Consider the following 24779-nt stretch of genomic DNA (forward strand, 5'->3'; position numbering starts at 1 on the left):
ACCGCGCGTGACGCCCGCCGACTGCCTCGCCCGGCTCCGCCTCGCCCGCACCGAGGGCGTCGGCCCCCAGAACTTCCGGCGCCTCCTGCTTCAGCACGGCACCGCCGGGGCTGCCCTGCGGGCCCTGGCCGCCGACCCCGCGAACCGCTTCGCCCCGCCCGGCACCGGCGCGGTCGAGCGCGAGCACGACGCCGTGCTCGCCATGGGCGGCACCTGGCTCCATCTCGGCACGCCCTCCTACCCACCCCTCCTCGCCCAGCTCGAGGACGCGCCCCCCATCCTCGCCGCGCTCGGCAACCTCGCCCTCCTCCCCTCCCGCCAGGTCGCCGTCGTCGGCGCCCGCAACGCCTCCGCGACCGGCCGGCGGATCGCCGAGGACATGGCCGAGGCCCTCGCCGCGGAGGGCGTCACCGTCACCTCCGGCCTGGCCCGCGGCATCGATGCCGCCGCCCACGCCGGCGCGCTCCGCCACGGCCGGACCGTTGCCGCCGTCGCCGGCGGCATCGACATCGCCTATCCCCCGGAGAACCGCGAACTTCAGGACCGGATCGCCGAGACCGGCCTTCTCCTGGCCGAGGCGCCCCTGGGCACCGCGCCGCTGGCCCGCCACTTTCCCCGCCGCAACCGCATCGTCGCCGGCCTGTCGCTGGGCATCGTGGTGGTCGAGGCCGCCCCCCGCTCGGGCACGCTGATCACCGCCCGCCTCGGCGCCGAGGCGGGGCGCGAGATCTTCGCCGTCCCCGGCTCCCCGCTCGATCCCCGCTGCCGCGGCTCCAACGACCTTCTGCGCCAGGGCGCCCATTTCTGCGAAACGGCGCAGGACGTTCTCGAGGTCCTGCCCGCCACCGCCGAGGCGATCCCGGTCTTCACCCCGCCCCGGCCCTCGCGCACGCCCGTGCGTCCCCCCGCCGCCCCCGGGGAATCAAGCCCTTCCGGCCTTCTGTCCCTGATCGGCCAAACACCCGTCACGGTTGACGAGGTGCTCCGCCGCTGCCACCTCTCGTCGTCAACCGCCCGCGCCGCGCTCCTGGAACTGGAGCTGGAGGGCCTGATCGAAGCGCTTCCCGGAAACCGCGTGGTGCGCTCCGGCATTCAGCGCACACAGGAACCGGAGGGCTAATAGGCCCCATATGACAGACGTCGTCGTCGTCGAATCGCCCGCAAAGGCGAAGACCATCAACAAGTACCTGGGCGACGGCTACACCGTCCTCGCCTCCTTCGGCCATGTCCGCGACCTTCCCGCCAAGGACGGCTCCGTCCGCCCGGAGGAGGATTTCGCGATGGACTGGTCCTCGGAGGAGCGGGGCGAGAAGCAGGTCCGCGAGATCGTCCAGGCCCTCAAGTCCGGCCACTCCAAGCGCCTCTACCTCGCCACCGACCCGGATCGCGAGGGCGAGGCCATCTCCTGGCACGTCCGCCAGATGCTGGAGGGCCGCAAGGCGCTCAAGGGCATCGAAGTCCACCGCATCACCTTCAACGAGATCACCAAGCGCGCCATCCAGCACGCCATCGAGCACCCGCGCGACCTCGACATCCCCCTGATCGACGCCTACCTGGCCCGCCGCGCGCTCGACTACCTCGTGGGCTTCACCCTCTCCCCCGTGCTCTGGCGCAAGCTCCCCGGCTCCCGCTCCGCCGGCCGCGTCCAGTCGGTCGCGCTGCGCCTCATCACCGACCGCGAATCCGAGATCGAGGTCTTCAAGCCCCGCGAGTACTGGTCGATCGAGGCCGCCTTCCGCACCCCCACCGGCGCCCCCTTCACCGCCCGCCTGACCCATCTCGACGGCAAGCGCCTCGACCAGTTCGACCTTTCCGACGAAGCGGCGGCGACCCGCGCCAAGCAGACCGTCGAGGCCGGCACCTTCACCGTCTCCGCGGTCGAGAAGAAGCGCACCCGCCGCAATCCGCCGCCGCCCTTCACCACCTCCACCCTCCAGCAGGAAAGCAGCCGCAAGCTCGGCTTCGGCGCCCAGGCCACCATGCGCCTGGCCCAGCAGCTGTATGAGGGCGTGGACATCGGCGGCGAAACCGTCGGCCTCATCACCTACATGCGGACCGACGGCGTGCAGATGTCGCGGGAAGCGATCGGCGAGATCCGCACCCACGTGCAGTCCGCCTTCGGCGACCCCTACCTCCCCTCCGCCCCCCGCGAATACGCGACCAAGGCCAAGAACGCCCAGGAGGCCCACGAGGCCATCCGCCCCACCGACGTCACCCGCACCCCGCAGGACGTCGCCCGCTACCTCAACCCCGAGCAGCGCCGCCTCTACGACCTCGTCTGGAAGCGCGCCGTCGCCTCCCAGATGCAGTCCGCCGAGATGGACCAGACCGCGGTGGACATCGACGACAAGGCCGGCCGCGCCCGCCTCCGCGCCACCGGCCAGGTCATCGCCTTCGACGGCTACCTCAAGCTCTACCGCGAGGACATCGACGACCCCAAGCAGGCCGCCGACGACGAGAACCGCACCCTCCCCCCCATGGCCCAGGGCGAGGAGCCGAGGCGCGACACCGTCACCGCCGCCCAGCACTTCACCCAGCCCCCGCCCCGCTACTCCGAGGCGTCGCTGGTGAAGAAGATGGAGGAGCTCGGCATCGGCCGCCCCTCCACCTATGCCTCCATCCTGCAAACCCTGCAGGATCGCGAATACGTCCGCATCGACGCCCGGCGCTTCATCCCCGAGGATCGCGGCCGCCTCGTCACCGCCTTCCTCGTTTCCTTCTTCGAGCGCTACGTCGACAGCAACTTCACCGCGGCGCTCGAAGAAAAGCTCGACGACATCTCCGGCGGCCGCGCCGACTGGCGCGCCGTGATGCACGAGTTCTGGGACCAGTTCCGCCAGGCCGTGGACGCCACCAAGGACCTCAAGATCAGCGACGTCATCGACGCGCTGGACGAGGACCTCGGCCCCCACTTCTTCCCGGCGCGCGAGGGCGGCACCGACCCCCGCGCCTGCCCCACCTGCGTGAACGAGCACCGCGCCAACGGCCGCCTGGGCCTCCGCCTCGGCCGCACCGGCGCCTTCATCGGCTGCTCCAACTACCCGGAATGCCGCTACACCCGGCCCCTCGTCGTCCCCTCCGCGGATGGCGAGGACAGCGGCAACGAGGGCCCGCGCAACATCGGCACGGACCCCGGCACGGGCCAGGAGATCTCCCTCCGGCGAGGTCCCTATGGCCTCTATGTCCAGCTCGGCGAGCCCGGCACCGATGCCAAGGGCAAGCCGACCAAGCCCCGCCGCGCCTCCCTCCCCCGCGGCATGGACCCGGAGACGCTGACGCTCGACCGCGCCGTCACCCTCCTCAACATGCCCCGCGTGGTGGGCCTCCACCCGGAAACGGGGGAGGAGATTACCGCCAATCTCGGCCGCTTCGGCCCCTACCTGAAGATGGGCGCCCTTTCGCAGAGCGTGCAGGCCGACGACGACATCCTCTCCCTCGGCATGAACCGCGCGATGGAGCTGCTCGCCAACGCCAAGCCCCGCGGCTATCTCCTCGGCAACCATCCCAAGGACGGCACGCCGGTCGAGGTCAAGCGCGGCCGCTTCGGCCCCTACGCCCAGCACGGCACCACCGTCGCCTCCCTTCCGCGCGGCGTGGAGATGGAGAGCTTCACCCTCGACCAGGCCGTCGCCCTGCTGGCCGAGAAGGGCAAGCCCCTTCCGCCCAAGAAGGGCCCCGGTGGCCGCAAGGCCCCGCCGAAGAAGGCCGCGCCGAAGGCGAAGGAAGCCGCCGAGGCCACCGCGCCCCCGGCCCCCGCGGCCAAACCCGCCGCGAAGAAGGCGGCGGCCAAGAAGCCGGCCGCCAAGAAGGCTGCGCCGAACAAAGCCGCCAAGCCGCCGGCCGCCAGGAAGGCCGCCGCGAAGGGCACGGCCTGACATGGCCGCGCCCCCCGACCCCGAGGACTCCCCGGAGGCGGAGGGCGCCCCCGTCACGCCCAACCCCCTCCCCACCCGCGAAGCCCTCCTCGCCTTTCTCCGCGCCGCCTCCGGCCGCGTGGGCAAGACCGAGATCAGCCGCCACTTCGGCCTCACCAGCGACCAGCGCCCCGCGCTGCGCAACCTCATGGCCGCCCTGAAGGACGAGGGCACGGCCGCCCCCGTCGGGCGCCGCACCATCCGCCACAGCGCCACCCTGCCCGACATGGCCGCGCTGGAAGTCACCGGCACCGACCCCGACGGCGACCCCATCGCCCGCCCCATCACCTGGGACGGCCCCGAGAAGCCGGTCGTCTACATGCGCCCCGAGCGCCCGGGCCAGGCCGCCCTCGCCCCGGGAGACCGCGTGCTGGCCCGCATCACCCGCATCGGCGGCAACAAGTACGAGGGCCGCACCTTCAAGCGCATCGGCACCGGCTCCCCCTCCCGCGTGCTCGGCATCTACAGCAACGGTCTGGTGGAACCCGTGGACCGCCGCTCCCGCGCCAGCTGGATCATCCCCGCCGGCGAAGCCAACGGCGCCCAGGAAAACGAACTCGTCCAGGCAGAGCCCATCCCCGGCGCCGGCCGCGACCGCCTGATGGGCCCCCGCCCCGCCCGCATCGTCGAGCGCCTCGGGCCCATGGACGACGCCCGCGCCGTCTCCCGTCTCTGCATCGCCGCCCACGGAATCCCCGACGAGTTCCCCGAGGAGGTCACCCAGGCCGCCGCCCGCGCCCAGCCCATCCCGCTGGGCACCCGCGACGACCTCCGCGACACCCCCCTCGTCACCATCGACGGCGAGGACGCCCGCGACTTCGACGACGCCGTCTTCGCGGAACCGCACGAGGGCGGCTGGCGCGTCATCGTCGCCATCGCCGACGTCGCCCATTACGTCCGCCCCAACGCCCCGCTCGACCGCGAGGCGAAGCACCGCGGCAACTCCGTCTACTTCCCCGACCACGTCGTGCCGATGCTGCCCGAGGCCCTGTCCAACGGCTGGTGCAGCCTCAAGCCCGAGGAAGACCGCGGCTGCCTCTACGTCGAGATGCTCTTCGACGCCGCCGGCACCAAGACCTCCCACCGCTTCGGCCGCGCCCTCATGCGCAGCGCCGCCCGCCTCACCTACGAAAAGGTCCAGGCCGCCCGCGACGCGAACGAGGATGCCGGCCTGTCGGAAGGCCACGTCGCCCGCCTCTACGGCGCCTTCGAGGCCCTGCTCGCCGCCCGCCTCCGCCGCGGCACGCTGGATCTCGACCTCCCCGAGCGCCGCGTCATCCTCGACGAGAACGGCAAGGTCCTCTCCGTCGCCCCCCGCCCCCGCCTCGACAGCCACCGCCTGATCGAGGAGTTCATGGTCGCCGCCAATGTCTGCGCGGCCGAGGAGCTGGAACGCCTCCACCTCCCCTGCATGTACCGCGTCCACGACCGCCCCTCGGACGAGAAGATGGAGAACCTCCGCTCCTTCCTCTCCGGCCTCGGCATCACCCTCCCGGCCTCCGACCAGGTCAAGCCCCGCGACTTCGCCCACATCCTGGAGACCGTGAAGGACCGCCCCGAGTCCCGCCTGGTCAGCGAGACCATCCTCCGCGGCCAGTCCCAGGCCGAGTACAACCCGGAGAACATCGGCCATTTCGGCCTCGCCCTGCCGCGCTACGCCCATTTCACCAGCCCCATCCGCCGCTACGCCGACCTGCTGGTCCACCGCGCCCTGATCCGCGGCCTCGGTCTCGGTGACGACGGCCTGACGGACCCCGAGGTCACCGCGCTGGCCGAAACCGGCGAGCACATCACGAAAACCGAGCGCCGCGCCGCGCTCGCCGAGCGCGACGCCGTGGAGCGCTACCTCGCCGCCTTCATGGCCGACCGCGTCGGCGCCACCTTCCCCGCGCGCGTTTCGGGGGTGACACGCTTCGGCCTCTTCGTGACACTGGAGGAGAACGGCGCCAACGGAATCGTCCCGATGGCGGCCCTGCCGGACGACCAATGGTTCCACGAGGAAGCGGCGATGCGCCTGATCGGCCGCCGCACGGGCCTGTTCTTCACCCTGGGCCAGGAGGTCGAGGTGCGGCTGGCCGAGGCCGTGCCCCGCACGGGCAGCCTGACCTTCCAGCTCCTTCAGGGCGATCCCCGCGCCGCCCAGAGCCGCCCCCGCCCCCCCTCGGGCGGCACGCCCCCGCGCGGCCGCCAGAAGATCACCGACCGCCGGCAGAAGCCCGCGCGCGACGCCCAGCCGAAGCGCCGGCGCTGAGCCCGCGCCGCACCACTCCCCGCCCGGCCCTCCTTGCCGCCCCCCTCCTGTTCCTCGCCCTGCTCGCTGCCCTTCCCCGGGCGGCCCGCGCCCAGGAATACGCCGCCACCCTCCGCACCGCCTTCACCGCCATCGCCGAGCGCCACATCGAGCCCACGGACCCCCCGATGGTCGGCCTCTGGGCGTTGCGCGGCCTGGAGGCGATCGACGCCACCCTCTCTTCCGCCCGCCGCGGCCCGGCCCTCGTGCTCGGCCTCTCCGAAACCCTGACGGCCGACCGGCTGGCGGGCAACACACCCGCTTCCGTCGCCGAGGCCGTCGGCGCCCTGCTGGACGAGGCCGAGCGCCAGTCCCCGGCGCTGCGCCGGGCCGGCCGCCAGGCCGTCCTCCAGGCCGTCTTCGAGGAAATCTTCAACCACCTCGACCCCTACAGCCGCTACATGACCCCCGCCGAGGCGCGGGAGGGACGCGAGCGCCGCCTGGGCATCGGCGACCTCGGGCTGGTCCTGGCCGCCAATCCCGGCCGCGCCGCCCGCCGCGCCCTTACCGTGACCCAGGTCGTGCCCGGCAGCGCCGCCGCCCGCGCAGGCCTCCGCCCCGGCGACCGCCTGCTGGAAGCCGACGGCATCGCGCTCCTGGGCGACGACATCCCCCAGGCAATGGCCCTGCTGGAGGGTCAGGCCGGCAGCACCGTCGTCCTCACCCTCCAGCGCGGGGGCCGCCGCCTTGCGGTCGCCATGACCCGCAGCGCCGCCCCGCCGCTGACCGTCTCCGCCGAGGTGCGCGACGGCATCCTCTGGCTCCGCGTCCCCTTCTTCGCCACCACCACCCCGGAGCAGCTCGACACCGCCCTGGCCCGCATCCCCGCGGCCAGTGCACCGCTCGGCGTGGTGCTGGACCTGCGCGGCAACCGCGGCGGCCTGCTGCAGCAGGCCCTTCAGGTCACGGATTCCTTTCTCGATGGCGGCCGGCTCATCGCCGCGACAGAGGGCCGCCACCCGGACTCCCGCCGTCGCCTCCTCGCGGCCGGTCCCGACCTCGCCGCCGGCCGCCGCCTGGTGGTGCTCGTCGACGGCCGCACCGCCTCCGCCGCGGAAGTGGTGGCAGCAAGCCTCGGCGATCTCGGGCGCGGCGTGGTCCTGGGCAGCGCCACGCTCGGCAAGGGCCTCATCCAGATCCTCGTTCCCCTTCCCGGCGGCGGGGAGCTCGCCCTCTCCTGGTCGCGCATCCTCGCCCCGCGCGGCTGGCCGCTGCAGATGCTGGGCGTCCTCCCGGCGCTCTGCACCAGCCTCGGCGCCGAGGAAACGGCACGCGGCCTCGCCACCCTCGGCACCGCCGACAGCCCCATGGCCATTCCGCTCGCCCGCGCCCGCGCCGCCCGCGCGCCGGTTCCCACCAGCGAGATCGCGGCGCTGCGCAACGCCTGCCCGCCGGCCGAGGGCCGCGACGCCGACCTCGCCACCGCCCGCACCGTGCTGGAACGCCCCGACCTCTACGAGGCAGCCATCCGCGACTGAGCGCACTCAGTGCTTGACGCCAGCGCCCCGCCCGCTAGGTTGCGGCCCCTTCGCGACCCGGCCCCGGCCGGCGCCGCCAACCCGGCACCCGCCCACCTGGAATCGAGTCCCGAGCCCCAACATGGCCAAGTCCAACACCATCCAGATCCGCCTCGTCTCCTCCGCGGACACCGGCTACTTCTACGTGACCAAGAAGAACACGCGGAATGCCACCGGCAAGATGGAGAAGAAGAAGTACGACCCCGTGGCGCGCAAGCACGTCACCTTCCGCGAGGCCAAGATCAAGTAGCCCTTGACGGGCGCAGCCGCCCGTCATAGGAATATCGTCAGAAAACGCCCGAGGACCCCTGGTCCGTCGGGCGTTTCGCCGTTCCGGCCCTGTGCCCCAGCCAGGGCACCGGCCCGGTAAGATAGTAAGATGGTAAGGCGGCCCTCAGGCCGCCTCTGCCCGCAGCACCACCCGCCCTGTCACCTTGCCGTCGCGCAGCCGCTCCAGCACGGTCCCCGCTTGCGCCATCGGCGCGGTGGAAACCGGAAGTGCCGTCAGCTTGCCCGCCTTGGCCAGCGCCATCACCGCCCGGAGGTCGGCGGGCGAGCCCACATAGGACCCCTGCAGCGTCAGCGCCCGGATGGCCATGATCGGCAGCGGCACCGTGATCTCGCCCCCGAACAGCCCGACCTGTACCAGCACGCCGCCCTTGCCCAGCGCGTCGAAGGCGAAGCGCGCGGTGGCGCTGCCGTTCACCAGGTCGATCACCGCCATCGCCGGACCGCCGCAGGCCGCAACGATCGCTGCCGTCGCCTCCGCGCCCCCGCCGGGCGCCGCCAGCACCGTCTCCGTCGCCCCCGCCGCCCGGGCCGCCGCCAGCTTCTCGTCGGACACGTCCACCGACACGATCCGGTGGTGGCCAAGGGCCTTCAGCATGTGGATGGCCGCCAGCCCCAGCCCGCCCGCGCCCACCAGCACCACGGCCCGGTCAGGCGGCATGTCGCCGAGCTTGCGGATCGCCGAGTAGACGGTGATCCCGGAGCAGGCATAGGTCGCCGCGACCGCCGGGTCCGTCCCCTCCACCGGCACGAGGTACTTCGCGTCCGGCACCAGCACATGCGTGGCATAGCCGCCCTGCCGGTAGATCCCCAGCGTGCGCGCCGCGTTCGGGCACATGTTGTCCTCGCCCGCCGCGCAGCGCTCGCAGCGGCCGCAGCCGATCCAGGGATAGACGACCTTCGCCTCCCCCACCGCGACGCCCTTCGCCTCGGGCCCCATCGCCGCCACCCGCCCGGCGATCTCGTGCCCCATCGCGAGCGGCAGCACCACGCCGCGGTCCTGCAGGGAAAGCCTGCCCCGGCTCCCCAGGTCATACCCGCCTTCCCAGATGTGCAGGTCCGAATGGCAGACGCCGCAATGCGTCACCTCGATCAGCACCTCGCCGCCCTGCGGCTCCGGCGTCGGCCAGTCCATGGCCTGCAACGGCTGCCCCGTTTCCACCACTGCCCAGGCGCGCATGAACATCCTCCCGCTTTGATCGGCGGATGGCACACCCGCCGCCCGCGCCGGTCAAGCAGCCCCTCGCCTCGCGGAGCGGATCGCAGTAAGGCCGACGCAACGAACGGAGAGAACGCCATGGACCGCCGTGCCCTCATCGGCCGCGCCGCGCAGGCCGCCACCCTCACCGCGGCGGCAAGCCCCGCGCTCGCCCAGCCCGCCGTCACCCAGACCGCCCAGCCGACGCTCCGCTGGCGCCTGACCTCCTCCTACCCGCGCTCGCTCGACTGCATCTACGGCGCCGGAGAGGTCTTCGCCCGCGTCGTCTCCGAACTCACCGACGACCGCTTTCAGATCCGCGTCTTCTCCGCCGGCGAGATCGCCCCCCCGCTTCAGGCGCTGGACGCCGTGCAGTCCGGCAGCGTCGAGTGCTGCCACACCACCAGCTTCCTCTACACCGGCAAGAACGACGCCTTCGCCTTCGCCACCGGCCTCCCCTTCGGCCTGAACACGCGCCAGCAGAACGCCTGGATGTACGAGGGCGGCGGCATCGACCTGCTGAACGAGGTCCACCGCAAGTTCAACGTCCTGGGCATGCCGCTCGGCGCCACCGGCGCGCAGATGGGCGGCTGGTTCCGCCGCGCGCTCGGCCCGGCCACGGACCTGAACGGCCTGAAGATGCGCATCGGCGGCCTCGCCGGGCAGGTGCTGTCCCGCCTGGGCGGCGTCCCCCAGCAGCTCGGCGCCGGCGACCTCTACCCCTCGCTCGAGCGCGGCACGATCGACGCCGCCGAATGGCTCGGCCCCTATGACGACGAGAAGCTCGGCTTCGTCCGCGTCGCCCCCTTCTACCACTACCCCGCCTGGTGGGAGGGCGGCGCCTCCACCTACTTCTACGTCAACCTCGACCAGTGGAACGCGCTGCCCAAGTCCTACCAGGCCGCCTTCCGCGCCGGCTGCGCCGAGGCCACGCACTGGATGGTCGCGCGCTACGACATCCGCAACCCCGACAGCCTGCGCCGCCTCGTCGCGCAAGGGGCGAAGCTCACCCCCTTCTCGCGCGACATGATGGACACCTGCCTGCGCACCTGGCTGGACCTGGAGCGCGACCTCGTCGCGAAGAACCCGGACTTCGCCAAGATCCACGAAAGCTGGTCCAAGCACCGCGACGACATGCGCATCTGGCACCGCGTCTCGGAGCTCTCCTTCGACAACTACGTCGCGCAGGCCACCGCGCGGCGGTGAAGATGCCGGGGGAGAAGGCATTCTCCCCCGCCCTCCGGGAAGGACGAAGCCCTCCTCAGCCCCGCTTCGGGGCCGGCGCGCGCGCCGCTGTCAGCGCCCGCCGGATCTCGGACTCCGCCTCGCCCAGGGCCTTGGTCGCGGCGATCCGCCGCTCGCGCCCTTCCTGGGCGATGCGCAGCGAGTCCTCGATGGTCGAGACCAGCGCCACATTGGCCTTCTGCACGGCTTCGAGGTCCACGACGCCCCGCTCGATCTCCGTCCGCACCTCCACATTGGCGCGGCGCAGCCCCTCGGCATTGGCCGTCAGCAGCTCGTTCGTCAGGTCGGTCGCGGCCTTCACCGCCGCGCCCGCCTCGCGCATCCGCTGAAGCGCCAGCGCCTGCGCCAGCTGCGTCCGCCACAGCGGCACCGTGTTGGCCAGCACCGAGTGGATGCGCCCCGCCAGCGCCTTGTCGTTCTCCTGGATCAGCCGGATCGAGGGCAGCGCCTGCATCGCCACCTGCCGCGTCAGCCGCAGGTCGTGCACGCGCCGGTCCAGGTCCTCCCGCGCAGCCCGCAGGTCGCGCAGCCGCTGCGGCGCGATGGGGTCGGACGGGTCCATCGCCGCGCGCTCGGCGACCGGGATCGCCTCCTGGTCGGTCCGCGCCAGCACGGCCTCGCCCGCCGCCACATGGTCCGCCAGGGCGTGGAACCAGGTCAGCGTCGCCTCGTAGAGCCGCTCCAGCCGCTCCACATCCTCCATCAGCCGGGTGCGGTGGGTGTCCAGCTTGTCGCCGATCGCCTCCACCTGTCCGCGCACGCTCTCGTAGCGCTGCAGGATCGCGGTGGTCTCGCTGCCAGCCCGGCCGATCAGCCGCGCCAGAAGCCCGGGCTTGGTGTCCAGCTTGGTCACGTCGAAGCCGCGGAGCGTGCCCAGCAGGCGGGACAGCGAGTCCCCCGCCTCGCCCACCGCATCGCTCCGCGCGGCGCCCAGCATGGCATCGGCCGCCGCGGCCGCGCGCCCCTGCGCCTCCTGGCCGAAACGGGTGATGCTGCCGGGATCGTTCAGGTTGATCCGGGCCGCCAGCTCCTGCACGCCCGGCGGCGCCGGCTCCCCGGCGTTGCGCTCCAAGGTGTTGTCGCTCACGAAATGCCCTCCTGGTGCAGCCGGTCCTGCAACACCTTCACCTGGATCGCCAGCGCCTCGGTCTCGGCGCCGCGCAGATCCTGCGCCGACTGCCGCGCGGCGCGCGCCAGGTCGTCCACCAGCACGGGCAGCGTTTCCGGCGGCGTCGCCCCCTGGGAAAGCCGCAGGCCGATCCGCTCCAGCCCGTCGATGCCAACCACCAGCACCCGCCGCGCCTGCCCGGCCGCGTCGGGCCGCTGCGCCAGCTCGTCGAGCAGCCCGCCCAGCTCCTGCGCCGCGGGCAGGAGGCGCGGGTCGCCGCTGCGCAGGGCCGCCAGCCGCGCGCGCATCGGGTCCAGAGCGTCCGGGGGCGGCGCTGGCCTGGGCGGCGGCGGCGGCGCGACCTCCACCACCCCGTCATAGAGAAGCCGCGCGCCGCCCCAGGCCATCAGCCCGAGCACCACCGCCCCGATCGGCGCCGTGCCGCCGGCAAAATGCGCGGCCAATCCGACCCCGATGCCCAGCAGCACGCCCGCCCGCCGCGCATCGCCCCGCCGCGCGCGCGCCAGGCGCGACATAGCGAGCCCGACCCCGGCCAGCGCGGCGATGCAGCCACCCACCAGCCGCCCCTCGCCGCTGATCAGCGCAAGAAAGAAGGCCGGCACGAATGGCAGTGCGAAGAGAGCGAGCGGCACGCCGCGCAGCCCCGTCCACCAGCCCGGCAACTTATCCTGCCCGTGAAAGGGGCCGCGGGTGCGGTTGAATCCCGACGGGCTCAATCGAACAGCTCCACCAGGACATGGACGAAGGACATCAGCCCCGTGAAGCCGATCCCGGCCGCGAGGAGGGCGAAACCCGCGATCCGGCGGACCGGGGCGGAGAGGGTGACCGAAGGAGGGTTGCGATTCATGCCGCGCCGAAGATCGTCCCGCCCTGCCCCCGCTTCAAGCGCCTGGCGGACGGACTACAGCTTCACCCGCAACAGGCGCGCCAGCTCCCCGACGATGCCGGCCCGGAAGGCCAGCACGCAGGCCACGAAGATCACGCCCTGGCTGATCGTCACCCAGGCGCCGAAGGGGGCGAGGTAGGTCTCCATGGTCATCACCACCCCGGCGCCCACCACCGGCCCGAACAGCGTGCCGAGGCCGCCGAGCAGGGTCATCAGCACCACCTCGCCGGACATGGGCCAGTTCACGTCGATCAGGGTGGCGATGTGCACGGTCAGCGCCTTGGTCGCCCCCGCCACCCCGGCGAGGCCGGCCGAGAGCACGAAGGCCAGCAGCTTGTAGTCGTCCACCCGGTAGCCGAGCGAGGTGGCGCGGGGCTCGTTCTCGCGGATCGCGGTCAGCACCTGGCCGAAGGGGGAATGGATGATCCGGTGGATCAGCAGGAAGCCGAGCAGGAAGACCCCCGCCACGAACCAGTACATGTTCATGTCCGGGCCGAGGTCCACCAGGCCCAGGAGCCGGTTGCGCGGGATGCCCTGGATGCCGTCCTCGCCCCGGGTGAAGGGCACCTGAACGCAGAAGAAGTAGACCATCTGGGCGAGGGCTAGGGTGATCATGGCGAAGTAGATGCCGGCACGCCGGATGGCGATCCAGCCGAAGACCAGGCCGAGCCCCGCCCCCACCGCGCCGCCGATCAGCACGCAGAGCTCCGGCGAGAGCCCCCAGCTCTGGCTGGCATAGGCCGAGACGTAGCTGCCCATGCCGAAATAGGCCGCATGGCCGAAGGAAAGCAGGCCGACATAGCCGATCAGCAGGTTGAAGGCGCAGGCAAACAGGGCGAAGCAGAGCAGCTTCATCAGGAATTGCGGATAGACGAAGAAGGGCAGCGCCACGATGGCCGCCACCATCACCAGCAGCGCCAGCCCCTGGGCCCGGGTGAAGCCGAACAGGCCCGATTGCGGGGTGGCGGGCGGCAGGGTGTCGACCGGGGCGGTGGTCGCGGAAGCCATGATGTCAGGCCCTCCCGAAGAGGCCGGCGGGGCGTGCCACCAGCACGATCGCCATGATGACGAAGATCACGGTGGCCGAGGCCTCCGGATAGACCACGCGGGTCAGCCCCTCCACGAGGCCGAGCGCGAAGCCGGTGATCACCGAGCCGAGGATGGAGCCCATGCCGCCGATCACCACCACGGCGAAGACGGTGATGATGAAGTTGGACCCCATCGCCGGGTTCACCGAATAGATCGGCGCCGCCAGGACGCCCGCCAGCGCCGCGAGGCCGACGCCCGCCGCATAGGTCAGCGTCACCATCCGCGGCACGTTCACGCCGAAGGCCTGGACCAGCGGCGCATTCTCCGTGGCGGCGCGGAGATAGGCGCCGAGGCGCGTCTTCTCGATCACCAGCCAGGTCGCGATGCAGACCACGAAGGCGGCCACCACCACCCAGAGCCGGTACTTCGGCAACAGCATGAAGCCGAGATCCACCGGCGCGCCCGTGAGCGCCGCGGGCGGCGAATAGGGCAGGCCCGAGGAGCCGAAGGTGTTGCGGAACACGCCCTCGATGATCAGCGCCAGCCCGAAGGTCAGCAGCAGGCCGTAAAGGTGATCCATCTTGTAGAGGCGCGAGATCATCAGCCGTTCAAGCACCACGCCGAAGGCGCCCACGATCAGCGGCGAGAGGATCAGCGCCCCCCAATAGGGGATGCCCGCCCAGTTCAGCAGCATCCAGGCCACGAAGGCGCCCATCATGAACTGGGCGCCATGGGCGAAGTTGATGACGTTCAGCATGCCGAAGATCACCGCGAGCCCGAGCGAGAGCAGCGCATAGAAGGCGCCGTTCACCAGCCCGAGCACGATCTGCGGCGCGGCCATCTCAAGCTGGAAAAGGAGTTCCTCGAACAAGGCGGGTCACCCGTGATGGGCGGGAGGGGACAGGCCCCTCCCGCATGTGGTGGTTCAGGTCCGGACGAGCGGGCAGCCGCCGTCGGCGATCGGGCGGAAGGCTTCCTCCACCGGGACGGTGCGGACCAGCTTGTAGTAGTCCCAGGGGCCCTTGCTCTCGGCGGGGGTCTTCACCTCGAACAGGTAGGAGGGGTGGAGCTTGCGGCCGTCCTGGCGGATGGAGCCGGCGCCGAAGGCGTCGTCGTCCGTCGGCATGGCCTTCATGCGCACCACCGTCTCGGCGCCGCCGGCCTTGGCCTGCGCGACCCCCATGTCGGCCACGGCCTTGAGGTAGTGCAGCGCCGCGCTGTAGCAGCCGGCCTGCCACATGGTCGGCATGGCCCCGCCCATGTCGCCCTTCACCTTGTTGGCCAGGCGCCGGGTGCGGTCGTTGAGGTCCCAGTAGTAGGTCTCGGAAAGCGAGAGGCCCTGGGCGGTCTGCAGGCCCAGGCTGTGGACGTCGCTCGCGATCATCAGCAGCACCGCCAGCTTCTGGCGGCGGGTCAGCCCGAACTCGGCCGCCTGCTTCACGCAGTTGATGGTGTCCACGCCGGCATTGGCCAGCCCCACCACCTTGGCGCGAGACTGCTGCGCCTGGAGCAGGAAGGAGGAGAAGTCCGTGGTGCCCGGGAAGGGATGCTTCACCGAGCCCAGCACGCGCCCGCCCTGCTTGCCGATCAGCCCCGTGGTGTCGCGCTCCAGCGCATGGCCGAAGGCATAGTCGGCCGTGATGAAGAACCAGGTGTCCCCGCCCGCCTTCACCATGGCGCCGCCGGTGGAGTTGGCAAGCATCCAGGTGTCGTAGGTCCAGTGGATGGTATTGGGGTTGCAGGCCGAGCCCGTGAGGTCCGCCGTGGCGCCCGTGGAGTTCAGCATGATGGAGTTCTTCTCCTTCACCACGCCGTGAACGGCGAGGGCGCAGGAGGAGGTGGCGACGTCGATGATGACGTTCACGCCGTCGCGGTCGATCCACTGGCGGGCGATGGTGGAGGCGAGGTCGGGCTTGTTCTGGTGGTCGCCCTGGACGACCTCGACGTTGATGCCGCGCGCGGCGACGCCGCTGTCCTGCACCGCCTGGCGCACGCAGGTGACGGAGCCCGGGCCGCAGCCGTCGCGGTAGGTGCCGGACATGTCCGTCAGCACGCCGATCTTGATCGTGTTGTTGGCCTGGGCGCGGGCGCCGTTGAAGGGCAGGCCGGCAAGCAGCGGCACGGCGGCGGCGCCACCGAGAAGGGCACGGCGGTCAATGGTCATTTCGTTTCGGACTCCCGAGCTTTGCTGATGGTTGTTCAGACGCCGAGATAGGCGTGCAGCCGGTCCAGGCTGCTCGCCATCTCGTGGTTGGCCACCGCGTCGACGACGCGGCCGTGCTCCATCACGTAGTGACGGTCGGCCACAGTCTGCGCGAAGCGGAAGTTTTGTTCCACTAAAAGAACGGTGTAGCCGCGTTGCTTGATCTCGCGGATCATGCGGCCGATCTGCTGCACGATCACCGGGGCCAGGCCCTCGGTGGGCTCGTCCAGCAGCAGCAGCGGCGCGCCAGTGCGCAGGATCCGGGCAATGGCCAGCATCTGCTGCTCGCCGCCGGACAGCTTGGTTCCCGGACTGCGGGCGCGCTCCTTCAGGTTCGGGAACAGGGCGTGGATGGTCGGGATGTCGAGCCCGCCATCCCGCACCCGGGGCGGCAGCATGAGGTTCTCGGTCACGTCGAGGCTGGCAAAGATGCCCCGCTCCTCCGGGCAGTAGCCGATGCCGGCGCGGCCAATCTGGTCGGGGCTCATGCGGATGGTCTCGCGCCCCTCGAACATGATGGAGCCGGCTCGGCGGCCGGTGAGGCCCATGATGGCGCGCAGGGTGCTGGTCTTGCCGGCGCCGTTGCGGCCGAGCAGCGTCACCACCTCTCCCGGGCGCACGTCGATGGACACGCCGTGCAAGACGTGGCTCTCGCCGTACCAGGCCTGGAGGTCGCGGATCGCCAGCATGGAACCGGCGGCGACGGACGCCACGGGAGCTTGCGCTTCAAGCATGGGCGGCCTCCGCCGCGCCGGACATGCCCGGATCGGTTCCGAGATAGGCGGCGATCACCTCGGGGTTGCGGGACACCTCCGCATAGGGGCCTTCCGCCAGCACCCGGCCGCGGGTGAGCACCGTGATTGCGTCGCAGAGGCCCTCCACCACCTTGAGGTTGTGCTCCACCATCAGCACCGTGCGGCCCTGGGCCACGCGGCGGACCAGGGCGACGATGCGGTCGACGTCCTCGTGGGTCATGCCGGCGGTCGGCTCGTCCAGCAGCATCAGGGTGGGGTCGAGCGCGAGTGTGGTGGCGATTTCCAGCGCGCGCTTGCGGCCATAGGGCAGCGTCCCGGCGGCGGCCTCCGCATAGGTGGTCAGGCCGACATCGGCCAGCAGCTCCCGCGCGCGGTCGTCGAAGCGGCGGAGGACGGCGTCGCTCCGCCAGAAGTCGTAGGAACCGCCGCGCTGGCGCTGGAGCGCCACCCGGACATTCTCCAGCACCGTCAGGTGTGGAAACACCGCCGAGATCTGGAAAGAGCGCACAAGGCCGAGCCGGGCGACCTCCGCCGGCTTCATCTGCGTGATCTCCCGCCCGTCGTAGCGGATGGTGCCCCGCGTGGGCTGGAGGAACTTGGTGAGCAGGTTGAAGCAGGTGGTCTTGCCGGCGCCGTTCGGGCCGATCAGCCCGTGAATGGAGCCCCGCCGGATTCGCAGCGCCACGCCGGACACCGCGACGAAGCCGCGGAACTCCTTGGTCAAACCCTCTGTTTCCAGGATGTAATCCTGCACCCGGCGCATCCCATTCCCTGATTCGCCGTCTGTCGCGGCTCGGGCCCGAGAATGGAGACGCGGACGTTGCGGCGCAAGCGCCTTGCGGGATGCCGGACGCGCGGCCTCGGCTCGCCGGTCCCGTCCCGACGGGTATTCAGGGCGGGCAGCGGGCCAGGGTAGCCCGGGCTGGCCGCCGCCAGATGCGGAGCGGGGTCTGGGGAGTGCCCACCGCCGCGCAGGAACGTTGCCGGAGCTGAAGCGCCAATGGGTTGTTGCTTCGCGGCGTGTGAGGCCCGGGCCGATCGCTGGAGGCCGGTGGTGACCCGCAGCACCTCGTTTCGTCGCACAGACCAGAAGGCCTCATGAAGCGGCAGCAAGGTGGAGAAGCCAGAGGGTGTGACGAGGGGTTCCGGCCCGGCCAAGCGGTCTTACCGGCGGCGCACGGCCGGATCCAGCGGGTTACGTTCCGTCATCGCATGGACCATTTTTAAGTACGGCGGCGCGCCATGATACTTCAAGGTACGAACGTAAACTCTCCTATGCTGGCTGTTTGCGCCATGATTTACACAACAGTGTCGAATTTCGCTTCACCTGATTCGCCTTCTTCTTCGACATCTTCTTGCCTCGACGGGGTTTGTGCCTGCGCAGCCGGCAGCGAGATGTCCGAGCGGATTCCGGGACACCGATCTGTGTTCAGCACGACGATCGCGGAAGCAGCCAATCTTTCGGAGTCGCGGAAAGCCCACCTCATCAGCTGTTCCGCATCCTCCCCAATCAGGCCTTGGTCGGCGAGCACAAGATGCAGGTCGGGAACGCGCCAGCCGGCTGTCCGGTGACGCAAAGCGGTTTTCCCTGCGGCTTCGCCGCCCGCGGTGGGCCGCTCCCGCCAGCGGCACAGGCTTCGGGGGAGATCGAGGGGCGGGCGGCGTTGCGCGGGCGCCTCAGGGCAGCGGCAGCCGAACGGCGATGGACCAATCGTGATCCGGCACGCATCGCCGCAACGCACAATCGGGGTGGCGGAGCGGAAGACGCGGCGCTAACGGTTGGAAGAACAATACGGCTCGTTTCTGCGCCAATCTCGTTGCGGGAAACCACCTTTGTGGTGGATGGCGGACCGAGGCGAGAAGGCAGGTGTCCCATCGAACGCCCAGAGCTTTCGCTCGTCGTGCCCCTGCACAACGAGGAAGATAACGTCCTGCCCCTCTACGAGGCGGTGGTGGGCGCGCTCGATCCCGCCGCGATCCGCTTCGAGCTGGTTCTCGTGGATGACGGCAGCCGAGACCGCACGCACGAGCTTGCGGCCGGGCTCGCAAGCCGCGATCCCCGCGTCTCAGTGATCCGTTTCCGTCGCAACTTCGGCCAGACCGCGGCCATGGCCACGGGCATCCGCCTCTCCACCGGCGAGATCGTGGCCACAATGGACGGCGACCTGCAGAACGATCCACTCGACATCGTGGACATGCTGGACGTGCTGCACCAGGGCTACGACATCGTGGTGGGCTGGCGGCACAAGCGGCAGGACGCCACGCTTCGCGTCCTGCCCTCCAAGGTCGCGAACTGGATGATCCGGCGGCTGATGAGGACCGAGGTAAAGGACAGCGGTTGCTCGCTGAAGCTCTACCGCGGCGACCTGATCCGCAACGTCCCCCTCTACGCCGACATGCACCGCTTCATCCCGGCGCTGGCGAGCCTGGCGGGCGCGCGGCTCGCGCAGATCCGGGTACGCCACCACCCCCGGAAGTTCGGGCAGTCCAAGTACGGCTATTCGCGGATCTTCAAGGTGTTTCTCGACCTGATCTCGATCCGCTTCCTGTTGAGCTTCAACCGCCGGCCCTACGCCTGGGTGCTCGGCGCCGCGGTGCCGGCGTCGGTGATGACGCTGTTGATCCTTGGCTACACCATTTGGGAAAGCGCGGTAGGCCAGAGCGTCATCGTGCCGCTCGGCGTCACGCTGCTGATGCTTTCCCTTTCCGTGTTCATCGTGACCTGGGGGCTGCTGGGTCTCCTTATTGCAGAAACAGGGGGTCTGAACTTGCAGAACTTCGCGAGTGTCGCGGCGCGCCTCCGCGATGCCGGCGCCCAGCCGGAACGCGGGCCGTGGGGGCGCGCGGCATGACCGTCGCACCCGCCCTGCGGCCCGAGGCCGGGCCAGAGCAGTCCACCCGGCAGGCGCTGCCCTCCGTCACGGTGGTGATCCCGGTCACCGATCGCTTCGACGACACGACCAGCGTGCACACCTCCTACCGGGACGGCATCGCGTCCGTCGCCCCCGACGCGGAGTTCATCTACGTGCTGGACGGTCCGCATCCGGCCGTCAGCGGGCAGCTTGAAACCCTGCGCCGGGCGGGGGAGCCGATTCGGATCATCACCCTGCCCCGCCCATTCGGCGAGGCGGCGGCGCTAAGCGTCGGCTTCCAGAACGCGAGCGCGCCACTGATCCTGACGCTGCCCGCCTATCTCCAGATCGAGCCCTCCGCGCTGCCCGCCCTGTTCGAGGGCATCGAGCACGCGGACCTCGTCGTCGCCGCGCGCGACCGGCGGGAGGACCTGCTGCTGAACCGGCTGCAGGGACGGCTGTTCGGAGGCCTCGCGCGCTTCACGGGTGCCCGGTTCAGCGATCTCGGCTGCGGCGTGCGGCTGGTCCGCACGGGAACCGCGCGTTCGGTCAACCTGTATGGGGAGCAGCACCGCTTCCTGCCGGTGCTGGCCGAGAGCCGCGGCTTCCGCGTGCTTCAGCTCGTGCTCCCGCAGCACGGCAACGACCAGCGGATGCGGCCGCGCCGGCCCTCCACCTTCGTGGAACGGCTGCTGGACCTCGGCACGCTCTACTTCCTGCTGCGCTTCACGCTGAAGCCCTTCCGGTTCTTCGGCACGCTTGGGCTGATCATCGCGGTGCTCGGCGTGCTGGTCGGCCTGGCGGTCAGCTTCCAGAAGTTCGCCTATGACCTGCCGCTGGCGGACCGGCCCGCGCTGATCCTCTGCGTGCTGCTGCTGGTGCTGGGCGTGCAGGTGACGGCAGTGGGGCTGATCGGGGAGATCGTGGTGTTCACCCGTTCCAAGAGCAGCGACGACCTGCTGATCGAGGCGATCATCCGCACCGAGCCGCAGCCCGGCGAAGACCAGCCGCGGCAGACCGTGACCACGGGCTGACCATGCCGCGGGAGAATGGCGAAGGCTTCGATGCCGTTGTGGTCGGCGGCGGCATACAGGGCCTGACCTTTGCCCTGGAGGCCGGGCGCCAGGGCCGGCGCGTGCTGCTGCTGGAAGCCGGCGCGTTCGGCGGCGGCAGCACCGCCGCCAGCTACGGCATCGTGCATGGCGGCTTTCGCTACTGGCAGAGCATGGACCTTCCGCGCCTGATCCGTTCCCGCTTGGAGCAGGCCTGGTTCCTTCGGCACTTCCCCGGGCTTGTCCGGCCGCTGCGTTGCGTGATGCCGTTCTACGGGCACGAGCGGAGCAAGCCGGGCCTTTTCGCCACGGCTGCCGTGCTCGACCGGCTGGGCAGCGCGCTCGCGCGGAACGCGGCCCCGGAGCTGCCGGTGCCGCGCCTGCTCCGGCGCGCGGAGGTGCTGGAGACGGCGCCCTGGCTGAGTGGCGACGGCGTGCGCGGCGGCGGGTGCTGGCACGACGTGGAAATCGCGGATTATCCAGGCCTCCTGGCCGCGCTGGTGGCGCAGGCGCGGGCGGCCGGCGCGGTGCTGATCGACAACATGGCGGTCCGGCGCGTGCTGCCCGACCCACGCGGCGGAGTCGGGGGCGTGGAGGCCGCCGACGCCGCCTCCGGCGAGAGCCGGCGGTTCGAGGCGCCCGTGGTGGTGAACTGCGCCGGGGCCGGGCTGGATGCGGTCGCCCGCGGGGCACATGCTGCGGCGCCGCGCTTCTTCCAGCCGGTTCCGGCCTTCAACCTGCATCTGGAAGCCGCGGCGACGCTTGGCGCAGCCTTCGCGGTGGGGCGCGGCAAGCGCTTCTTCGTGCGGCCCTCCGCGGAGGGGATCTTCGCGGGCACCTTCTACGGCGCGCGCGACGTGAAAGGATGGGTCGGTGCTTTGGATACGGCGGCGCCCGGGCTCGGCCTCGGCTCCGCGCGCGTGCTGCGCGTGGTGGAGGGCGTGGTGCCGCAAGGGCGGGAGGCGCTGGAACCGGCGAGCCGCGACGTGATCCTGGACCACGGCGCATCGGGCGGGCCACGTGGTCTGTTCAGCGTGTCCGGCGTGAAGCTGACAACCGCGCGCTGGCTGTCCGCCCGCGCGATCGGGCGCATCTGGGGCGGCGGCGCGGCGCGGGTCTCGCGCCCGGCCGGCGCCCTCGTCGATGCAAAGGCATGAGCGGTTCCGTCACCCCGGTGGACTGGCATGTTCACGCACACCGGCCCGGCGAAATGGGCGCGGTGCTGGACAGCGCGGCCGCGGCGTTCGCGCGCGTGAACCCGCGGCCGGCGAGCGTGCTGGGCGTGCTGATGCTGACGGAGATGCCGGGCGCCACGGCTTTCGCGGAGCTTGCCGCCCCCGGCGGAGAGCCCGCTGGATGGTCCGTGCGCGCCACGGAGGAGGATGTTTCCGTGGTCGCCTCGCGCGGGAGCGACGAGATCGTGGTGATCGGCGGCTTCCAGGTCACCAGCGCCGAGCGGTTGGAGGTGCTCGCGCTCGGGACGCGCGTCCGCCCGGAGGACGGGCAGCCGGCGGAGCGCGTGATCGCGGAGGTGGCCGGGCACGGCGCGCTGGCGGTGCTGCCCTGGGGCGTCGGCAAGTGGCTGGGCGCACGCGGCGCCGCCGTGGCCGACCTGGTGAAGCGCCTGCCGCCGCGCGCGGTGTTCCTGGGCGACAATGCGGCGCGGCCGGTGTTCTGGCCGGAGCCCGCGGTGTTCCGCGTCGCGGCCGAGCAGGGCATCGCGGTGCTGCCGGGCACCGACACCCTGCCCGGGGCACCGCCGGCCGCCGGGGCGTTCGGTGGCCTGGTGCCGGGCGCGGTGGATCCGCGCCGTCCGCGAGAGGCGTTGCGGCGCGTGCTGATGGACCCGGCGGTGTCGGTCACGCCCTACGGCTCGCTGGCCTCCCCGCTGGGGTTCGTGCGGGACCAGGCGATGCTGCGCCTGCGGCGGCTGGGAGGGCGCCGGTGAGGCACCCCATGCGCGTGCTGCTGCTGGCGCCGCAGCCTTTCTTCGTGGACCGCGGCACCCCGATCGCGGTGCGTGCGGTGGTGGAAGCCTTGTGCGAGGCCGGGCATTCCGTCGACCTCGTGACGTTCCATGGTGGGCGGGACATCGCGATCCCGGGGATGCGGCATTTCCGCGCGCCGCGGCCGCCGCTGGTCGGCACCGTGCCGGTGGGATTGTCCTGGCAGAAGCTGCTTTGCAACCTTTCGCTGCTGGTCCTGGCCTTCCGGCTGGTCCGGCGCGGCGGCTACGACTGCATTCACGCGGTGGAGGACAGCGTCTTCCTGGCCATGGGGCTGCGGCTGATGGGCCGCCTGCCGCTGGTCTTCGACATGGATTCCATCATGTCGGACCAGATCATCGAGAAATGGCCGGCAATGCGACCGGTGGGTGCGCTGATGCGGCGCTTCGAGCGCGCGGCGATGCGGGCGAGCGACGTGGTCCTGGCCGTGTGCCCCGCGCTTGCGGAGCGCGCGGCCGAGGACGCGCCGGGCACGCCGCGTCACGTCCTGCACGACTTCCCCCTCGAGGGATCCGGGGCCGAGGCACCGGCCATCCGCGACCCCGCCCGGCCGGACCGGCTGCTCGCGCTCTATGTGGGCAACCTCCAGCACTACCAGGGGGTGGACCTGTTCCTGGAAGCCGTGCGCAGGCTTCCCGGCGATGCCGGGGTGGATGTGGTGATCGTGGGCGGACTGCCGGAGGATGCGGCGGCGCGCGGCGAGGAAACCGCGGGTGCGCGGGTGCGCTTCCTGGGCCCGATGCCCCTGTCCTGCCTGCCGGGGCTGCTGGCCCAGGCGGACGTGCTGGTTTCCCCCCGGCTTCGCGGGGTGAACACGCCGATGAAGATCTATTCCTACATGATGGCGGAGCGCGCGATCCTGGCCACGTCGATCCTGTCCCACACCCAGGTGCTGGACGAGAGCTGCGCGCTGCTGGTGCCGCCCGAAGCCGGGGCCATGGCGGCGGGGCTGATGCGGCTGGCAGGCGATGCGGCGCTGCGCGCGCGCCTGGGCGCCGCGGCGCGGGAGCGCGCGGCCACGCGCTACAGCAAGGCGCGCTTCGAGGAGATCCTGCTCAGCGCCTATGACGCGCTGCCGGCGCCGCGCAGCGGCGCGCGCCGGATGGACGGGCAAGGGCCGGCACCGGCACTGGGTTCGCCACGATGACGAGCAAGGGGTCCTCCGCCGCGCTGGCGGCAAAGCCTGGCGCCTTCCGGCGGCTTGGGCGCGGGGCGGGGCAGCTGGCGGCACGGTTTTCCGCGGTGCGGGCCTCCGCGGTCTACGGGCTGTCGGGCGCGGCCTTCGCGGCGGGCAACCTGCTGCTGGCGCGGTCCATGCCCGTGGCGGAGTTCGGGCGCTTCGCCCTGGGCCTGGCGCTGTTCAACATCTTCGCGGTGATCGCGCCGATCGGGCTGGACCAGGTGCTGCTGCGCCACCGGCTTTCGCTCGGCCCGCGCATCGGCGGGCTGCTGCTGCTGGCGGGCGCCCTGGTGGGCGGCGCGGTGGGGCTGGGCGCGGCGGCGATCGCGGACTTCCCCCCCGCCGAAGCGGCGGTGCTGGCAACCTGCATCCTGGCGGGCGGGCTGGTCTTCGTCGTGGGCGCCGGGCTGCGGGCGTCGGGGAAGGAGCCGGGCGCCCTGCTGGCCGCGACCGCCGCGAGCTGGGTTCTGTTGCTGATCGGGCTGCTGGCGCTTCTCGTGCCCATGGCGACCTCGCTGCCGCCGCTGGCGCTCTTCGCCGCCGGGAACGTGCTGGCGGCCGCCATCGGCTGGGCAGCGCTGCGGCCGGCTTGGCCAGCGGGTACGACGGTGCGCATCCCCTGGGCGGAGGCGGTTTCGCTGCTCAGCATCGCCGCGATCGGCACCATCATGCTTCAGCTGGAGCGATTGCTGGTGCCCTTCGCCCTCGGGCTGGAGGAGCTGGCGGTGTTCAGCGTGCTGGCTTCCGTGGCCCTGTTTCCCTTCCGCATGGCGGTGTCGGGCGCGGGCTTCGGGCTGGTGCCGAAGCTGCGCGCCACCGGCGACCTCGCGCGGCGCCGGCGGCTGGTGCGGGACGAGTTGGTCTCGGTGGGGGCTCTCGTGGTCGGCGCGGCCTTCTGCGTCGCGCTGCTGGCACCCTCGGTGACGCATTGGCTGACCAACGGCCGCTACGAGATCGGCACCGCGCTGGTGCTGGCCGCCTGCGCCAATGGCGCGGCCAAGGTGTTCCAGGCCATTCCACGCGCCATCCTGACGGGCTGCGGCAGCGAGCGCGATATCGCCCTGCTCAGCCGCTGGGGCTGGTTCGGGCTCGCGGTCGGCGCGCTCTGCGGCTTCGCCGCGGCGGGCTGGGGGCTGGCCGGGCTGCTCTACGGGGTGGCGCTGGGCAGTCTCGTCGGAACCATTCCCGCCGGACTGCTGGCGGCGCGCCGGCTGCGCGGACAGCGTTGAGAGGGC

General features: G+C 71.7%; 22 protein-coding genes. 12 read left to right on the top strand and 10 right to left on the bottom strand.

Features of this window, described 5'->3' with window-relative positions; translation table 11 throughout:
• Positions 1–7 precede the first annotated feature (7 nt).
• The 5 genes from dprA (at position 8) to rpmG (ending at position 7971) form a co-directional block, all read left to right on the top strand.
• On the top strand, positions 8–1120 hold the full coding sequence (gene dprA / locus ACFFIC_RS23745) for a DNA-processing protein DprA (protein WP_377055033.1): 1113 nt from the start codon (positions 8–10) through the stop codon (positions 1118–1120).
• Positions 1121–1130: 10 nt separating this feature from the next.
• Positions 1131–3875, top strand: coding sequence for a type I DNA topoisomerase (gene topA, locus ACFFIC_RS23750; RefSeq protein ID WP_377055035.1), 2745 nt, complete (start codon positions 1131–1133; stop codon positions 3873–3875).
• A gap of 1 nt (position 3876) precedes the next feature.
• Positions 3877–6165: a ribonuclease R gene (gene rnr / locus ACFFIC_RS23755; protein WP_377055037.1), complete on the top strand. Its 2289-nt coding sequence runs from the start codon at positions 3877–3879 to the stop codon at positions 6163–6165.
• Between the two features lie 167 nt (positions 6166–6332).
• Entirely contained in the window at positions 6333–7682 is a 1350-nt protein-coding gene (locus tag ACFFIC_RS23760; protein WP_377055039.1) for a S41 family peptidase, read from the top strand.
• A gap of 121 nt (positions 7683–7803) precedes the next feature.
• On the top strand, positions 7804–7971 hold the full coding sequence (rpmG, locus tag ACFFIC_RS23765; RefSeq protein ID WP_140881882.1) for a 50S ribosomal protein L33: 168 nt from the start codon (positions 7804–7806) through the stop codon (positions 7969–7971).
• 144 nt (positions 7972–8115) lie between these two features.
• On the opposite strand, the gene ACFFIC_RS23770 is transcribed toward rpmG, so the two are convergent.
• Complete coding sequence (locus ACFFIC_RS23770) at positions 8116–9189, bottom strand: alcohol dehydrogenase (RefSeq protein ID WP_377055042.1); 1074 nt, start codon at positions 9187–9189, stop codon at positions 8116–8118.
• 117 nt (positions 9190–9306) lie between these two features.
• Between ACFFIC_RS23770 and ACFFIC_RS23775 the strand changes: the two genes are divergently transcribed.
• Positions 9307–10413 carry a TRAP transporter substrate-binding protein gene (locus ACFFIC_RS23775; protein ID WP_377055044.1) on the top strand — a complete coding sequence of 369 codons (1107 nt, stop codon included), beginning with the start codon at positions 9307–9309 and terminating at the stop codon, positions 10411–10413.
• Between the two features lie 55 nt (positions 10414–10468).
• Here the strand turns inward: ACFFIC_RS23775 and ACFFIC_RS23780 are convergent, their stop codons facing one another.
• The 9 genes from ACFFIC_RS23780 to ACFFIC_RS23820 form a co-directional block, all read right to left on the bottom strand.
• On the bottom strand, positions 10469–11539 hold the full coding sequence (locus ACFFIC_RS23780) for a toxic anion resistance protein (RefSeq protein ID WP_377055046.1): 1071 nt from the start codon (positions 11537–11539) through the stop codon (positions 10469–10471).
• The gene (locus ACFFIC_RS23785; protein WP_377055048.1) at positions 11536–12297 is read right to left on the bottom strand and encodes a hypothetical protein; all 762 of its coding nucleotides are present in this window, start codon (positions 12295–12297) and stop codon (positions 11536–11538) included. Before ACFFIC_RS23785 ends, ACFFIC_RS23780 begins: the two co-directional genes overlap by 4 nt.
• On the bottom strand, positions 12294–12428 hold the full coding sequence (locus ACFFIC_RS23790; protein ID WP_377055050.1) for a hypothetical protein: 135 nt from the start codon (positions 12426–12428) through the stop codon (positions 12294–12296). The genes ACFFIC_RS23785 and ACFFIC_RS23790 overlap by 4 nt, the downstream gene beginning before the upstream one ends.
• Positions 12429–12482: 54 nt before the next feature.
• Entirely contained in the window at positions 12483–13475 is a 993-nt protein-coding gene (locus tag ACFFIC_RS23795; protein WP_377055052.1) for a branched-chain amino acid ABC transporter permease, read from the bottom strand.
• A gap of 4 nt (positions 13476–13479) precedes the next feature.
• Complete coding sequence (locus ACFFIC_RS23800) at positions 13480–14367, bottom strand: branched-chain amino acid ABC transporter permease (protein WP_456306966.1); 888 nt, start codon at positions 14365–14367, stop codon at positions 13480–13482.
• Positions 14368–14421: 54 nt separating this feature from the next.
• The gene (locus ACFFIC_RS23805) at positions 14422–15660 is read right to left on the bottom strand and encodes an ABC transporter substrate-binding protein (RefSeq protein WP_377055054.1); all 1239 of its coding nucleotides are present in this window, start codon (positions 15658–15660) and stop codon (positions 14422–14424) included.
• Positions 15661–15695: 35 nt separating this feature from the next.
• Positions 15696–16388 carry an ABC transporter ATP-binding protein gene (locus ACFFIC_RS23810; RefSeq protein WP_377055724.1) on the bottom strand — a complete coding sequence of 231 codons (693 nt, stop codon included), beginning with the start codon at positions 16386–16388 and terminating at the stop codon, positions 15696–15698.
• 37 nt (positions 16389–16425) lie between these two features.
• A complete protein-coding gene (locus ACFFIC_RS23815; protein WP_377055056.1) occupies positions 16426–17208 on the bottom strand; it encodes an ABC transporter ATP-binding protein in 783 nt (260 codons plus the stop codon).
• Positions 17209–17752: 544 nt separating this feature from the next.
• Positions 17753–18031, bottom strand: a complete 279-nt coding sequence (locus tag ACFFIC_RS23820) for a hypothetical protein (RefSeq protein ID WP_377055058.1) — start codon at positions 18029–18031, stop codon at positions 17753–17755.
• Between the two features lie 87 nt (positions 18032–18118).
• Between ACFFIC_RS23820 and ACFFIC_RS23825 the strand changes: the two genes are divergently transcribed.
• Genes ACFFIC_RS23825 through ACFFIC_RS23850 form a run of 6 tightly spaced genes read left to right on the top strand, consistent with a single transcriptional unit; the run spans position 18119 to position 24773 of the window.
• A complete protein-coding gene (locus ACFFIC_RS23825; protein ID WP_377055060.1) occupies positions 18119–19306 on the top strand; it encodes a glycosyltransferase family 2 protein in 1188 nt (395 codons plus the stop codon).
• A complete protein-coding gene (locus ACFFIC_RS23830) occupies positions 19303–20340 on the top strand; it encodes a glycosyltransferase (RefSeq protein ID WP_377055062.1) in 1038 nt (345 codons plus the stop codon). The genes ACFFIC_RS23825 and ACFFIC_RS23830 overlap by 4 nt, the downstream gene beginning before the upstream one ends.
• A 2-nt stretch (positions 20341–20342) precedes the next feature.
• Entirely contained in the window at positions 20343–21515 is a 1173-nt protein-coding gene (locus ACFFIC_RS23835; protein ID WP_377055064.1) for an FAD-dependent oxidoreductase, read from the top strand.
• Positions 21512–22306, top strand: a complete 795-nt coding sequence (locus tag ACFFIC_RS23840) for a hypothetical protein (RefSeq protein ID WP_377055066.1) — start codon at positions 21512–21514, stop codon at positions 22304–22306. Before ACFFIC_RS23835 ends, ACFFIC_RS23840 begins: the two co-directional genes overlap by 4 nt.
• The gene (locus tag ACFFIC_RS23845; RefSeq protein WP_377055068.1) at positions 22303–23511 is read left to right on the top strand and encodes a glycosyltransferase; all 1209 of its coding nucleotides are present in this window, start codon (positions 22303–22305) and stop codon (positions 23509–23511) included. Before ACFFIC_RS23840 ends, ACFFIC_RS23845 begins: the two co-directional genes overlap by 4 nt.
• Positions 23508–24773: a lipopolysaccharide biosynthesis protein gene (locus ACFFIC_RS23850; protein WP_377055070.1), complete on the top strand. Its 1266-nt coding sequence runs from the start codon at positions 23508–23510 to the stop codon at positions 24771–24773. The genes ACFFIC_RS23845 and ACFFIC_RS23850 overlap by 4 nt, the downstream gene beginning before the upstream one ends.
• Positions 24774–24779 lie beyond the last annotated feature (6 nt).

Source organism: Muricoccus vinaceus (assembly GCF_042433125.1).
Taxonomy (GTDB): Bacteria; Pseudomonadota; Alphaproteobacteria; order Acetobacterales; family Acetobacteraceae; genus Roseomonas; species Roseomonas vinacea.